The sequence below is a fragment of the Sporofaciens sp. St.21A7 genome (genome assembly GCF_059728535.1).
The window spans coordinates 3,274,923-3,287,392 of sequence record NZ_BAAGFN010000001.1 but is presented as its reverse complement, the minus strand read 5'-3'; the positions used below and the strand labels follow the sequence as shown (position 1 = coordinate 3,287,392).

Sequence of the window (12,470 nt, the reverse complement as noted above, 5' to 3'; positions counted from 1 at the left end):
AGTCAATAACTATTTGAGGAGGGAGAGGAAGTTGGCAAGACCAGTAAAAAAAGCGCCGGAACAATGGAAAAAGGAGATATTAGACGCCGCAAAGCAGTTATTTCTCTCGAAGGGCTATGAGGAAACCGCCATCACTGACATTATGGAGCTGGCAGGCGGCGCAAAGGGAATGTTTTACCGTTTCTTTCAGAGCAAGGAAGAAGTTATCCATGCCTTAGGCGATCAGATGTTTTTTGAAAATAATCCCTTTGAGGCAGTAGAGAACCGTTCTGATCTGAACGGGCTGCAAAAAATCCGAGAGGTACTTACATTTGACAAAGCTGATAAAGAACGGGAAGAGATCAATACGCAGGCGATTGCAATCCTGAAAGACCCGCATATTCTGGCAGCGGCAATCGAGGCAAACAGACGGGAACTGACTCCGCTGTGGTACAGATTAATTGAAGAAGGGCGGCGCGACGGTTCGATTCGGACGGAATATTCCAGAGAACTTTCCGAACTGCTTCCGCTTATCAATTTCTGGCTAATGCCCTCCGTATTTCCGGCTACTGCAGAAGAGATACAGCACAAATGCTGTTTTATTGCAGAAGTTCTCGCTGTAATGGGACTTCCGATTATAGAAGAAGCGATGTATGAAAGGACAGATAAAATACTGGGGGGCTTCACGGAAAAAGGGGGAGTGTAGTCTATGGGGGAGAAACTATTCACGGGAAATTTTGTACTCCTTATCATGGGGCAAATCACTTCTTTGTTCGGTAATTATATTTTAAGGCTTGCCTTGTCCATGTATGTTCTGGAAGAGACTGGCTCCGCCGCCATATTTGCCGGCATTTTATCTGCGGCAGCGATTCCGGCCATCCTTTTGTCTCCCCTTGGCGGAATCCTTGCCGACCGTGGGAACAGAAGGAATATCATGGTGGCGCTGGATGCTTTAACCGGATGTGCAGTCTTGTGTGCTGCGCTCATTTTATCGGGAGATAATGCTCTTGTTGTGATTAGTATCCTGCTTGTGGCCCTGTCCGTTCTCGGGGCTTTTGAGACTCCCACGGTGCAGGCTTGTATTCCACAAATGCAGACAGGGGATAATATTATCCGCGGAAATGCCGTGGTCAATCAGGTGGCGTCTGTGTCCTATCTGACTGCGCCCATGCTTGGAGGTATCGCATATGCGGCAGTTGGGTTGAAGCCCGTGATGTATACCAGCGTAATCTGTTTTTTCATCACAGCGCTGTTTGAATGTTTCATCAAATTAGATTATCAGCCAGGAAGTAACAACGGGGCTTACCTGTCTGTTATAAAAGATGATTTTGTCAGCAGTATCAGGTTTATCACACGAGAGCAAAGAAATATTCTAAAAATGCTTTCCTTTGCCGCGCTTTCCCGTTTCTTTGTAATGGGGGTCACTCTGGTCGGATTGCCTTACATCGTGCGGACAATCCTTGGACTGGATGCAAAATATTACGGAGGAGCAGAAAGTATGCTGGCGGTTGCCACAATTTTAGGGAGTATTGCCGCCGGGCTGCTTACGGGGAAGATGAAAATCAGAAGGTTATCCGTGACACTTGCAGCGATTGGAATCTGTATGCTCCCTGCCGGGGCGGTATTTTTATTTCCGGCTGCCGCTGTGGTAAAATATGCCGTGAATGTTGTTTCGTTCTGCGGTATGCAGATTGCAATCAGTATTTTCTCCATTTTTGCGGTGTCTATCATACAGCAGAATACGCCGAATCATATGATTGGAAAGGTAATGGCGTATACATCTGCGATTACCATGTGCGTTCAGCCTGTTGGACAGATGGTTTACGGTTTTTTATTTGACTGGTTCAGCAAGGATGTTTCTCTTGTGTTAGTTCCATCGGGGATAATCGTATGCGTGATTGGACTGTCTGCTGCAGGATTTTTCAAAAAGGTGGAGGAAATGCAGGGGATTTCCCAATGAGATGTCAGACATGGGCAGAAGAGTCGGTGTTACGCGTTTCTGCCCATGCATTTTCTGATTTGAATTGCAATAGATTGCATCATAGATGGATTGTGACGTTATCCCTTCCAGTTTTTACACTGTTCAATCCGTTTTCCGCCATCCCCCTGTTTTTCATCATAAGCAAACTGGTTCAGCAGGTCGCAGGGGAAATTCTCACAGTTTCCGCAATGCTCTTTTGTCTTTGTCTCGCAGCAAGATTTCACAGGACAGCTGTCGCCCCAGAACGGCTTTTGAATATGTACGCATCCCTCACAGTTCATTTGTTCGCGATAGGTACATTCGCTGCACAAAATTCCACATCTTGATTCAATCATAGTCTTTGCGTCTCCGTTCAGGTTCTCATTTTCCAATAATCCTACGTAAATGTGGATTTCCGCATGTTCCATACTGTCGTCTTGATATTCTTCAAAATCGCACTGAAAAGTTCTGGGAAGATTCATCTGCCAGATTTCCTGCCATGCCGCCGCAACTGCCTGTACCATATCCCCATGGATAACAAACTTCGCATATCTGCCGGCTGGAATCCGGCAGACCGTATATTCCCCTTCCTCGGGTTCATGTGCCGCTTCACAGGCAACGATTGCGGTGTAATCAGATTTTTCGTCGCCTGCATAGTCTGTATAAATCCCCAGCGCTTTTCCGTCCGTCTTTTCTGGAATAGAGGCGTAGACGCCCTCTTGATAAAATCGTTTCCAAAGCCCGCCGATTACGGCTCCCATATCAGGGGAGAGGTTGTTTGTCCGCGCTGAAATCCCCACAGCTATTTTTTCATTCAATGTTACAATTTCGTACTTCATAGAATTAAATCTCCTTTCTGTTTATGGGGATATTCTATCAAATGAATCAGGACAACTGTGTGTCATGATTTGGAATTTCATGGAGACTTATTAGGGAAGGAATAAGGAAGTAAGCGTAACAAAAATAATATTGACGAAAGATAGAAACAAGTATATAATCCAGTTATATAAATAATTTATATAACTGGATTATATAATAGGAGGAATCATGCCAAAACAAAGAATTACAAAGGAAATGGTTGTAAATGCCGCTTTTGAAATAGCGAGAAGCAGCGGTATGGAGCAGGTCATGGTAAAAAATATTGCAGACAAAATAGGCTGTTCTGTCCAGCCAATCTACAGCTATTGCAAAAATATGGATGGTCTGCGTACAGACGTGGTGGAACAGACCAACATTTTCATAAGACAGTATATAAGTGAGCATATTGACAAAGAGAACTTGTTTGCCAGTACAGGAAGGGCGTATATCTGTCTGGCGAAAGAAGAACCCTTTTTGTTCAAAATATTCGTTCTGCATCGCAGAACCGGAATTTCTTCACTGAATGATTTGTATGAACAGGAAGCCAGCCCTCATGTGGCAGAGAAGATTGCACATGAATTAAAAATCAGCGTATCACAGGCGAGAAGATTGCATTTGAATATGCTGATTTATACTATTGGAATCGGCACTGTTTTTTCAGTCACGACGCCGGGAATTTCGGCGGATGAAATCTATAAGCAGCAGGAGATTGCTTATGAAGCATTTTTAAGACAAGCGTTGGATTCAAAAAAGTTGGACTGAAAAGCATTGGACTTAGAAAGGGGACAGTCATGAAAAAAGGAATTATTATATATCAATCAAAATACGGAGCAACACAGAAATACGCAAAGTGGCTGAGGGAAATGACGGGTTATGATTGCGTCAGGACAAAAGAAGCCTCGTTGGAGCTGGCTGCACAGTATAAAACCATTGTCCTTTGCGGCGGAATATATGCTTCCGGCATTGCGGGACTGTCATTTATGAAGAAGAATTTCAGCAGGCTAAGAGATAAGAGAATCGCCATATTATGCGTGGGGGCTTCTCCCTATGATGAAAAATCATTTCAGGAATTAAGGCGGCATAATTTGAAAAATGGATTAGAAAGTATCCCTTTGTTCTATGGGCGGGGAGCCTGGGACATGGATAAAATGACGTTAATTGACAGGACTATGTGTAAAATGCTGCAGAAATCCATAGCGAAAAAAGACCCTTCCTCCTACGAACCATGGATGGCGGGACTGATGAGCGCAGTAGGGCAAAAAGGCGACTGGACGGATAAGAAATATCTGGATTTGTTGCTTGAATACCTGGAATAATTTGTGTTTTCCCGGCTCTCATGATAGAATAGCAGGTAAATGGATGGAGATTCGGAGGTATTTTGGATGGAGTACATACCCGCAAAGACAATCGTGACGAAAGTGAAGGCTCCGGCGAATTGGTTCGGTATTGATTACAACATGAATATTTACAAGGGCTGCAGCCATGGATGTATTTACTGTGACAGCCGTTCAGACTGTTACGGGGTGGAGCATTTCGACAAGGTAAGGGCAAAGGAGAATGCGCTGAAAATTATCCGGGACGACCTGCGCAGGAAGACGAGGAGCGGCGTAGTCGGGACAGGGGCGATGAGCGACCCCTATAATCCGTTTGAGCGGGAGCTTGAGCTTACCCGCCATGGGTTAGAGTTGTGCGATGCGTTTGAATTTGGGGCGGCTATTGCGACGAAGAGTTCGCTTTTGGAGCGGGATATCGATATATTGCAGGGGATTGCAGAACATTCGCCTGTTATTCTCAAAATAACGGTGACGACCGCTGATGATGAGCTTGCGGCGAAGATAGAGCCTCGGGTATCGCGTCCGACGGAGCGGTTCCGGCTGATTGAACGGCTTTCCAAAGCAGGACTTTATGCGGGTATCCTGCTTATGCCGGTTCTGCCTTTTATTGAGGATAATCTGGATAATGTGGGAGAGATTGTCCGAAGGGCAGAAGATGCGGGGGCAAGATTTATCTATCCAGCCTTTGGAGTGACGCTTAGGGGAAACCAGAGAGTATGGTATTATCAGAAATTGAATGAATTATTCCCGGGCAAAGGGTTGGTGGAAGCCTATCAGAAGAGATTTGGGGAGTACTATGAGTGCAGGAGTCCGCAGGCACGAAAGCTATGGGGATATTTTGCGGAAGAGTACAGGAAAAGGAAGATTTTGTATCGTATGGATGATATTGTCAGCCAGTATAAAAGACCTTACAGGATGGAGCAGATGTCGCTGCAGTTTTGTCCGTGATTAGGTTCTGTATGAAGTAAATGTCCCATAAAATATGCGAATCATCCCAATATGCCTACAAAAGAAGTATAGTGTGATATAATCCAAAGAGGCTTAACTTGCTTTGGATTTGCAGATGTATTGATGATTGGGTGGGGGACGATATGACAGTAGAAAAAAATGGGATTATTCCACGGATTTTACGGGATATGAATGACGGTGTCCTGGTGGTAGACATGCATGGGAAAATTATTTTTCTCAATGACAAGGGATGTAATATGCTCGGCGTGGATGAAGATGTGTCCGGGAAGAATTACGGCAGGGTATTCTTGGAAGATCGGGATGATGGAAGCAATGACGGAGTTCATCAGTTTGTTTTGGACGCGGTCTATGACAAAGAGCATACCCATACCGGCGAAGCCGTGTATCAGGCGGAAAATCAGGAATTAAAATCATTCCGCCTTACTTCCTCTTTCCTGTACGGAGAGGATGGTGAAAAAAAGATAGGGATTGTGGTAGTTTTTTCTGATGTTACGGAGGTTGCAAAGCTCAACAGGCAGCGAAGGGAGGCTTCCGCCGTATTTTCCGTACTGATGATTTGTGTATGCGTATATCTGTTCCTTTGGAGTCTGTTGCGCCATCTGAATATGGAGCTGCCCGGACAGGTTATGAGTTTGGTTATCGAGGGTATTTCCATCATCATGTTCTTTATTATTCTGAAAACGACCAGCTTTTCCATCCGGGATATTGGATTGAAAATTTCAAATCCAAAGCAGACTTTTGTCCCGGATATTGCAATTACCTTGGCGGCAGGCATCCTGCTGGTTGTCGGAAAGGTTATCATCTTACGCATTGCGCCCGGATTTTTCCCGGAGGGCGCTCCGTTCTGGGATTGGAGCGTAGGAACTTTTGCAGATGTCATTTATCCGTTTACCGTTGTTTTGCAGGAGTTTTTGGCTAGGGGCGTTATGCAGGAAAACCTGAACCGTATTTTTACGGGAAAGTATGCCGGACTTTTGTCAATTGTAGTTTCGGCTCTTGTGTTTGGCGTCCTTCATATTGCCTATGGATTTCCGTATATGCTGGGGGCATCCCTTCTATTGGGAATTTTGGGAATTTTATACCATAAGCAGGGGAATATCTGGGGGCTGTGTATTATCCATTATGTGCTGGGAGAGATAGCGACATTTTTGCGTTATCTGATTTGACCCAATGGTATGATGAAAGGAAACGTAGCAAATGGAACAGAAGAATAGGGACAAAAAGGTCAATCTGCTTGGGGTTTATAATTATACGGTATGGCTGACATACTTTGGTTTATTTATTTCCATAGCGGGGATGATGGAGGGGCTGCATGGGAGGCAGATAAAGGCGATATTCTGTTTGGCAATTTCCGGTCTGTGCGATGCCTTTGACGGGCGGATTGCAAGGAAAAAGACGGACAGGACAGAAGATGAGAAGGCGTTTGGCATCCAGATTGATTCACTTTGCGATATTGTGTGTTTTGGAGTCTTTCCTTCGGTTATATGTTTTACGCTGGGGGTAAACGGCGCGGCGGGAATGCTTGTGATTGCGTGGTACTGTATCTGCGGGGTAATACGGCTGGCACAGTTTAATGTGACGGCACAGGGGCGTTTAGGGGAAACGGAAGAAAACCTTTGTTACAGAGGGCTTCCGATTACTTCCGCGGCCGTGGTGCTGCCTGTTATGTACTTGGTTGGGACATGGATTCCGGCAGGGATTTTTGTCCTGCTTCTGCATCTTATACTGGCGGCTATGGGGCTTATGTTTGTCATTGATGTGCCGTTTCCCAAATTAAAAGGAAAAGGGCTGGCGTTTTTCGCGGGGATTGTGGCGGCGGCGCTGTTTCTTTTGCTGGCAAGGAGGGAGTGGGGATGCTGAATATACTTTACCGGTCGCTTCCCGGCAGACTGCTGTTAAAGCCGCTTACCAGTCCTGTTTTTTCCAAAATCGGAGGATTTCTGTTAAATACCAGACTATCTGCGTGTATGGTTGGACCTTTTGTGCGGAAATACAAAATCTGTATGGACGATTACGAAAAGCGGGAATATCATTCCTTTAATGATTTTTTCTGCAGGAAAATTCTTCCGGAGAAACGCCGGATTGCGCAGGAGGGGGAAGCGCTGGTAAGTCCCTGCGACGGGAGTCTGTCTTGTTATCCGATTGCGGAAAACAGTCATTTTAAGGTAAAGCACGTGGTCTATACGCTGGAGGGCCTGTTAAAAAATAAGCGGCTGGCAGAGCGTTACCGGGGAGGCATCCTTTTGGTTTTTCGTCTGACCGTGGACAATTACCACCATTTCTGCTACATTGCAGATGGGCAGAGGACAAAGAATGTGCGAATACCGGGTGTTCTGCACACCGTTCGTCCTGTCGCTGTAGGGACGGTGCCGGTTTATGCGGAAAATGCGAGACAGTATTCCCTTCTTAAAACCGAAAATTTCGGCGTGGTTCTGATGATGGAGGTAGGGGCAATGCTGGTCGGCAGGATTGTAAACCTTCACGGACCGGCAGAGGTCAGAAAGGGACAGGAAAAAGGATATTTTGAATTTGGCGGTTCCACAGTTATTTTGTGCTTTCAAAGGGGGACTGTCACCGTGAACGATAGGATTTTGGCGGACAGCAGGGTAGGGAGAGAGACACCCGTGCGCATGGGGGAACGTATCGGAACAGGCGTTCCTTGTTAGGCCGCACCGGAGGAAAGAAAAATTTTAAGGGGGCTGTCGGGAAATGTTGTATTTTCTGCAATCTATTTCCCGACAGCCTTCTCTATGGTTTGTAAAGCCGTCTAACGTCCATAACGTCTCGTGACCGAGAGAATTTCCTCTTTAAGCTCCTTTGACAAATCCGCCTCCGTAAGCCTCCATCTCCAATTCTTCCCTACGGTAGAAGGCTGGTTCATCCGGCAGCTATTGTCAAGCCCCATATAATCCTGCAGCGGAATAATACAAGTCCTTGCGCTGCTTCTCATCGCCATAGAAATGAAGGATTTGTACAGCAGTTCTTTCGGCGTATGGTGGTCGCACATATAATCCCTTGCAGCCTCCAATTCTTCCTCTTTGATAGAATCCAGCCATCCCACAAGTGTCTCATTGTCGTGTGTCCCTGTGTAAACAACACTGTTCTCCACATAATTATGCGGCAGATAGTCAATGGCAGAACCAGAATCACGGGAGTCAAATGCGAACTCTAATACCTTCATCCCTGGAAAACCAGTCTCATGTACCAACCAGCGTACAGAATCCGTCACATACCCCAGATCCTCCGCAATCACGTCATGGTGCCCAAGATGCTGCTCCATGCACTGGAACAGTTCAATCCCGGGTCCCTTCTCCCAATGGCCGTTTACGGCAGAATCATCTCCGTAAGGGATGGAATAATATTCGTCAAAACCGCGGAAATGATCGATCCGCAGAATATCGTACATCTGGAAACAATAGGTCAGGCGGGAAATCCACCATTTATAATTAGTGTCCCTGTGGTAATCCCAGCGGTAGAGGGGATTACCCCAGACCTGTCCCGTGGCGGAAAAACCGTCCGGCGGGCAGCCTGCCACGGCGAGAGGGACATTCTTCTCATCTAATTGGAAAAGTTCCGGATGGGCCCAGGTATCTGAGCTGTCCATGGCCACATAAATGGGGATGTCCCCAATCAGCCGGATTCCCTTCTGGTTGGCATAATCTTTCAATGCGCTCCACTGTTCATGGAACTTAAACTGCAAGTATTGATGGAACTCCACATATGGATACAGCTCCTTATAGTATTCCTCCATGGCAGAACTCTCACGCAGCCGGATATCCTCGGGCCACGAAGACCAGGAAACATTGTCGTATTGCTCCTTGATTGCCATGAACAGGGCATAATCAGACAGCCACCATTTGTTTTTCCTCACAAAATGCTGATAGTCATGATTCTCTGTAATCCAGCTTCTCTGATAAGCTTTGTAGAGCAGTGTGTAGCGGTTCTTATACAATTTCTCATAATCTACCGTGTCTGCCTGTTCCCCAAAATCAATGGCGTCGCACTCCTCCTGATGAAGGACGCCCTCCTTTACCAGCGCCTCAAGACTGATGAAATAAGGATTTCCTGCAAAGGTAGAAAAAGATTGGTAAGGAGAATCCCCATAGCTTGTAGGCCCTAAGGGAAGAATCTGCCAGTAGGACTGCCCGGCCTCTTTCAGCCAGTCAATAAAATCATATGCACTCTGGGAAAAACAGCCGATGCCATAGCGCGACGGCAGGCTGGTGATGGGAAGAAGAATCCCTGCTTTGCGTCTCATAAATGTTACCTCCTAATTGTTACGGCTTCAGAATGAACCATGTAACAAGAGTCATTCCAAAATAGCCCGAAAATTCTGACGCATTTGCCTGCGTCTCAATATATAATATAAATGTACCTCTTTTTGATACAAAACGCAATCTGTATTTGATATTTAGTATCATTATGATAGAAAAACAGAATAAATTTGTGCAAAATGTACACAAATTTAAAAGATGTTTAGGCACTGCTAAAACTTGTTGCATTTTTAAATCTATGGTATAATTCTTTAGGAAAGTATCAGATTCAGGGCAGACGAAAAGAGCAGCTTTATACAAAAGATAAAACTGCCCTGAATGTGATTCTTTCCGATTGTACCAGACTGCGGACCTTTAGCCAATATGTGTATGGAGGAAGTATTTTTCACAGTTAGTGAAACTGCACAGATTTTGCAGGTACTTCCTGGCATAAGCATCTGTTTTTTGTGTAGATTTACAAATATATCCGGTAAAAAGGCATGCTTCGCAAGCCTTCTTGCGGAGGCTTTTAAAAAATTTATTCAGTAAGAAAAAGTTTGTATCAGGATGAACCATATGTCCTTCCGGCCTGTTGCATCCTGTGGCGCCCGCATTCCGGACAAATGCGTATATCAATCTTCCAGACCACAGCCAGCAGCTCTCCTATAGATAGTCCGGCATACCTTTCTTTAAACCGCTGTCCTCCCTGGATTTTGAAGATCCGTTTCAGGTTCTTGCTTTTATACCGGTTATTTAAAAAGCCGTAATAGCGGATCTTCTGAAAACCGGGAGGGAGCACATGCATCAGGTAACGCCGGATGAATTCCGTGTTTTCCAGGGTGATAGTCCTACGCGGATTGCCGGGCCTTTTTCCTCTGGCAGAAAAAGTGGTTTCCTGTTCATCCACATCCAGGATACGGCTGTTTGAAATGGCAATCTTATGGGTATATCGTCCAAGATATTCCAGGGCATTGCCAAATCTGTTAAAGGTTTCCTTAATGTATGGGCACCAGTCCTTTTCGTAAAGGGAATTGCGGAATGTGGCCCATTCATAGGAACTGCGCAGTTCTTCGCAGGAAGCGGAAAACTCCAGGCTGGCGCTTTGATAAAGGGCATCAAGCGCTGCAAGGAATTTTCCCTTGAATTTATTCCTGAGGACTTTTACGGGGAGGAAGAAGCTTTTCTTTGTTTTCCGTATTTTATGGTCTTGGGTGAGCCCGCCGCCAGAGATAATGCAATGCATATGTACATGGTAAAGCATCTCCTGATCCCAGGTATGGAGTACCTGGATGATGCCGGGGACTGCACCTAGGTATTTTTGATCTGCGGACAGTTCCAGGAGTGTTTCGGCGCAGCATTTGTGGAGCAGCCCATAAAGGAGCTGCTGGTTGCAATAAAAGAGGCTGTTTAATTCGTGGGGAGTGGTAAACACCACATGGAAATAGGGCGCGTCGATCACCTCAGCCCTGCGCTTATCCACCCAGATTTCCTTATTAACAGCCTGGCAGCTCGGACAGTTTCTGTTCCGGCAGGAATTATTGCGGACCTCTATATGGCCGCAATCCGGACACTGTGAAATATTTACGCCGAGTCTGCCGGATTTACAGTTTAAAATAGCATAGGATGCTTTACGCTGGACATCAGACTGGAAACTCCCGGAAGAAGTGTACTCCCGGTAAGAGAGCTGCCAGATCCTCTGGATTTGGGAATTACTCATGGGAAACACCTTCCATCCGGTCAAAGGGGCTTATGGCAGTATGTGTACCGTTAGAAGCCAGGTGGACATAAATCGTAGTGGAATTTAAAGATTTATGTCCGAGCAGGGCTTTTATGGTAAGCAGGTCTGTACCGTCCTCATACAGATGGGTGCCAAAGGCGTGGCGCAGGGAATGGCAGGTGATCCGTTCTTCCCAGCCGAGTGAGCGCTCTACAGCATGGATATGCCGGGAAAGGTAAAATGTATCAATGGGTTTATCCGGGCAGGTCTGCTTTGGGAAAAGCCAGCCTCTTGGCCTGCCAAAGGCAAACCAGTAGGAAGTGAGGATATCCAGAGCCCTTTTAGAAAGGATGGCATAACGGTCGGAACGATTCTTTCCGTGACGGATATGGATACGCATATTTTTGCGTTCAATGTCCTCATACCGTAAATGGCAGACTTCGCCGATGCGCAGACCGGAGGAATACATGAGGGAGACCATAGCCTTCTGCTTGAGGTCGGGCATGGCGTCGATCAGGATGGAAACTTCCTCTTTGGAAGGGACAAAGGGGAGGTATTCATCAAACTTACGCATGGGAAGCTGGGTATCGTCCCATGGCTTATGAAGGACATAAAGGGTAAAAAAACGCAACTGTGAAATGGCACAGTTGACCGTGCGGTCAGAAAGATTTCTGGAACGCTTTAGCCAGCGGATATAAACACGGAGTTCATCCCAGGAAACATCCTCCGGAAGCTTGCGGAGTACGCTGGAGAGATAATCAAGGTAGGCACGGATATAAGTGCAGTAATTTTTAAGTGTGTGGGCGGTAAGGCCGCGAAGGGAGATCATTTCCCTGAAAGAATCTAAATAATTGTCCATAATGGAACCTCCACGGTGTGATTTTGATAGAGTGAACAGGAAAAATCACAAAAGAGGTGGCGGGCGGGCAAAAAAATGAAATATAGAGTTGTTGAGTTTGAAAATCCATGATAATATAAACATAGCAGTTTTTGGGGTTATGTTTGCAGTTGTGTGTGGTAACTCAACAATACAACATAAACCAAAAAACTGCTACTTTTATTTTGAGAAAACGAAAAAAAGGCGTTAAAGCCATATGTGGGTAAATCTGTGGTAATGGGGCTTAGGTTAGAGGATTTCCTTCCTCAGGAGAGGATGACGAAGGAGAATACGCTTGCAGCCGAGATGAATTTCAGTGAGCTGATGGGCGCGGATTACCACTTACATCTGACTGTGGACGATATCCCGGTCACTGTCAAGATATCGTCATCCGAAAAACCGCTTCCGAAAGGACCGGCGAAGATTGCTGCCAACATGGATAAAGCACATTTCTTCGATAAAGATACGGAGAAGGCAATCTGCCACTAAATATGCAAAGCAAAGGGGCTGTCGTAAGAAGCCC

Annotated in this window: 13 protein-coding genes; 9 read left to right on the top strand and 4 right to left on the bottom strand. The window is 45.9% G+C overall.

Translation table 11 applies throughout. The features are described from left to right. Nucleotides 1–31: 31 nt before the first annotated feature. Both AC6I3O_RS16200 and AC6I3O_RS16195 read left to right on the top strand, forming a co-directional pair. Entirely contained in the window at nucleotides 32–685 is a 654-nt protein-coding gene (locus AC6I3O_RS16200; protein WP_497851788.1) for a TetR/AcrR family transcriptional regulator, read from the top strand. A 3-nt stretch (nucleotides 686–688) separates the two neighbouring features. Continuing rightward, entirely contained in the window at nucleotides 689–1,939 is a 1,251-nt protein-coding gene (locus AC6I3O_RS16195; RefSeq protein WP_497851787.1) for an MFS transporter, read from the top strand. Between the two features lie 98 nt (nucleotides 1,940–2,037). On the opposite strand, the gene AC6I3O_RS16190 is transcribed toward AC6I3O_RS16195, so the two are convergent. Further along, nucleotides 2,038–2,778: an effector binding domain-containing protein gene (locus AC6I3O_RS16190; protein ID WP_497851786.1), complete on the bottom strand. Its 741-nt coding sequence runs from the start codon at nucleotides 2,776–2,778 to the stop codon at nucleotides 2,038–2,040. A gap of 208 nt (nucleotides 2,779–2,986) precedes the next feature. Here AC6I3O_RS16190 and AC6I3O_RS16185 point away from each other — a divergent pair, with 208 nt between their 5' ends. From AC6I3O_RS16185 to AC6I3O_RS16160, 6 genes are all read left to right on the top strand, one after another. Continuing rightward, nucleotides 2,987–3,559 (top strand): TetR/AcrR family transcriptional regulator, encoded by a 573-nt coding sequence (locus tag AC6I3O_RS16185; protein ID WP_497851785.1) that lies wholly within the window; start codon nucleotides 2,987–2,989, stop codon nucleotides 3,557–3,559. Nucleotides 3,560–3,588: 29 nt separating this feature from the next. Further along, nucleotides 3,589–4,113, top strand: a complete 525-nt coding sequence (locus AC6I3O_RS16180) for a flavodoxin domain-containing protein (RefSeq protein ID WP_497851784.1) — start codon at nucleotides 3,589–3,591, stop codon at nucleotides 4,111–4,113. A gap of 66 nt (nucleotides 4,114–4,179) precedes the next feature. Continuing rightward, on the top strand, nucleotides 4,180–5,079 hold the full coding sequence (locus tag AC6I3O_RS16175) for an SPL family radical SAM protein (RefSeq protein ID WP_497851783.1): 900 nt from the start codon (nucleotides 4,180–4,182) through the stop codon (nucleotides 5,077–5,079). 143 nt (nucleotides 5,080–5,222) lie between these two features. After that, nucleotides 5,223–6,266, top strand: a complete 1,044-nt coding sequence (locus AC6I3O_RS16170) for a CPBP family intramembrane glutamic endopeptidase (RefSeq protein ID WP_497851782.1) — start codon at nucleotides 5,223–5,225, stop codon at nucleotides 6,264–6,266. A gap of 31 nt (nucleotides 6,267–6,297) precedes the next feature. Then, nucleotides 6,298–6,960: a CDP-alcohol phosphatidyltransferase family protein gene (locus tag AC6I3O_RS16165; protein WP_497851781.1), complete on the top strand. Its 663-nt coding sequence runs from the start codon at nucleotides 6,298–6,300 to the stop codon at nucleotides 6,958–6,960. Beyond that, nucleotides 6,954–7,766 carry a phosphatidylserine decarboxylase gene (locus tag AC6I3O_RS16160; protein ID WP_497851780.1) on the top strand — a complete coding sequence of 271 codons (813 nt, stop codon included), beginning with the start codon at nucleotides 6,954–6,956 and terminating at the stop codon, nucleotides 7,764–7,766. The genes AC6I3O_RS16165 and AC6I3O_RS16160 overlap by 7 nt, the downstream gene beginning before the upstream one ends. A 101-nt stretch (nucleotides 7,767–7,867) precedes the next feature. Here the strand turns inward: AC6I3O_RS16160 and malQ are convergent, their stop codons facing one another. From malQ to AC6I3O_RS16145, 3 genes are all read right to left on the bottom strand, one after another. Then, nucleotides 7,868–9,358, bottom strand: coding sequence for a 4-alpha-glucanotransferase (malQ, locus tag AC6I3O_RS16155; protein ID WP_497851779.1), 1,491 nt, complete (start codon nucleotides 9,356–9,358; stop codon nucleotides 7,868–7,870). Between the two features lie 557 nt (nucleotides 9,359–9,915). Continuing rightward, a complete protein-coding gene (locus AC6I3O_RS16150; protein ID WP_497849492.1) occupies nucleotides 9,916–11,070 on the bottom strand; it encodes an IS91 family transposase in 1,155 nt (384 codons plus the stop codon). Next, the gene (locus AC6I3O_RS16145; protein WP_172551161.1) at nucleotides 11,063–11,929 is read right to left on the bottom strand and encodes a tyrosine-type recombinase/integrase; all 867 of its coding nucleotides are present in this window, start codon (nucleotides 11,927–11,929) and stop codon (nucleotides 11,063–11,065) included. The genes AC6I3O_RS16150 and AC6I3O_RS16145 overlap by 8 nt, the downstream gene beginning before the upstream one ends. Nucleotides 11,930–12,166: 237 nt before the next feature. On the opposite strand from AC6I3O_RS16145, the gene AC6I3O_RS16140 reads away from it, so the two are divergent. Continuing rightward, nucleotides 12,167–12,436: a hypothetical protein gene (locus AC6I3O_RS16140; protein WP_497851778.1), complete on the top strand. Its 270-nt coding sequence runs from the start codon at nucleotides 12,167–12,169 to the stop codon at nucleotides 12,434–12,436. The last annotated feature ends 34 nt before the right edge of the window (nucleotides 12,437–12,470 follow it).

Coding starts and splice junctions, on each gene's coding strand:
- AC6I3O_RS16180 (WP_497851784.1), top strand. CDS start 3,589: ATGAAAAAAGGAATTATTATATATCAATCAAAATACGGAGCAACACAG.
- AC6I3O_RS16160 (WP_497851780.1), top strand. CDS start 6,954: ATGCTGAATATACTTTACCGGTCGCTTCCCGGCAGACTGCTGTTAAAG.
- AC6I3O_RS16170 (WP_497851782.1), top strand. CDS start 5,223: ATGACAGTAGAAAAAAATGGGATTATTCCACGGATTTTACGGGATATG.
- AC6I3O_RS16150 (WP_497849492.1), bottom strand. CDS start 11,070: ATGAGTAATTCCCAAATCCAGAGGATCTGGCAGCTCTCTTACCGGGAG.
- AC6I3O_RS16190 (WP_497851786.1), bottom strand. CDS start 2,778: ATGAAGTACGAAATTGTAACATTGAATGAAAAAATAGCTGTGGGGATT.
- AC6I3O_RS16165 (WP_497851781.1), top strand. CDS start 6,298: ATGGAACAGAAGAATAGGGACAAAAAGGTCAATCTGCTTGGGGTTTAT.
- AC6I3O_RS16175 (WP_497851783.1), top strand. CDS start 4,180: ATGGAGTACATACCCGCAAAGACAATCGTGACGAAAGTGAAGGCTCCG.
- malQ (WP_497851779.1), bottom strand. CDS start 9,358: ATGAGACGCAAAGCAGGGATTCTTCTTCCCATCACCAGCCTGCCGTCG.
- AC6I3O_RS16145 (WP_172551161.1), bottom strand. CDS start 11,929: ATGGACAATTATTTAGATTCTTTCAGGGAAATGATCTCCCTTCGCGGC.
- AC6I3O_RS16185 (WP_497851785.1), top strand. CDS start 2,987: ATGCCAAAACAAAGAATTACAAAGGAAATGGTTGTAAATGCCGCTTTT.
- AC6I3O_RS16195 (WP_497851787.1), top strand. CDS start 689: ATGGGGGAGAAACTATTCACGGGAAATTTTGTACTCCTTATCATGGGG.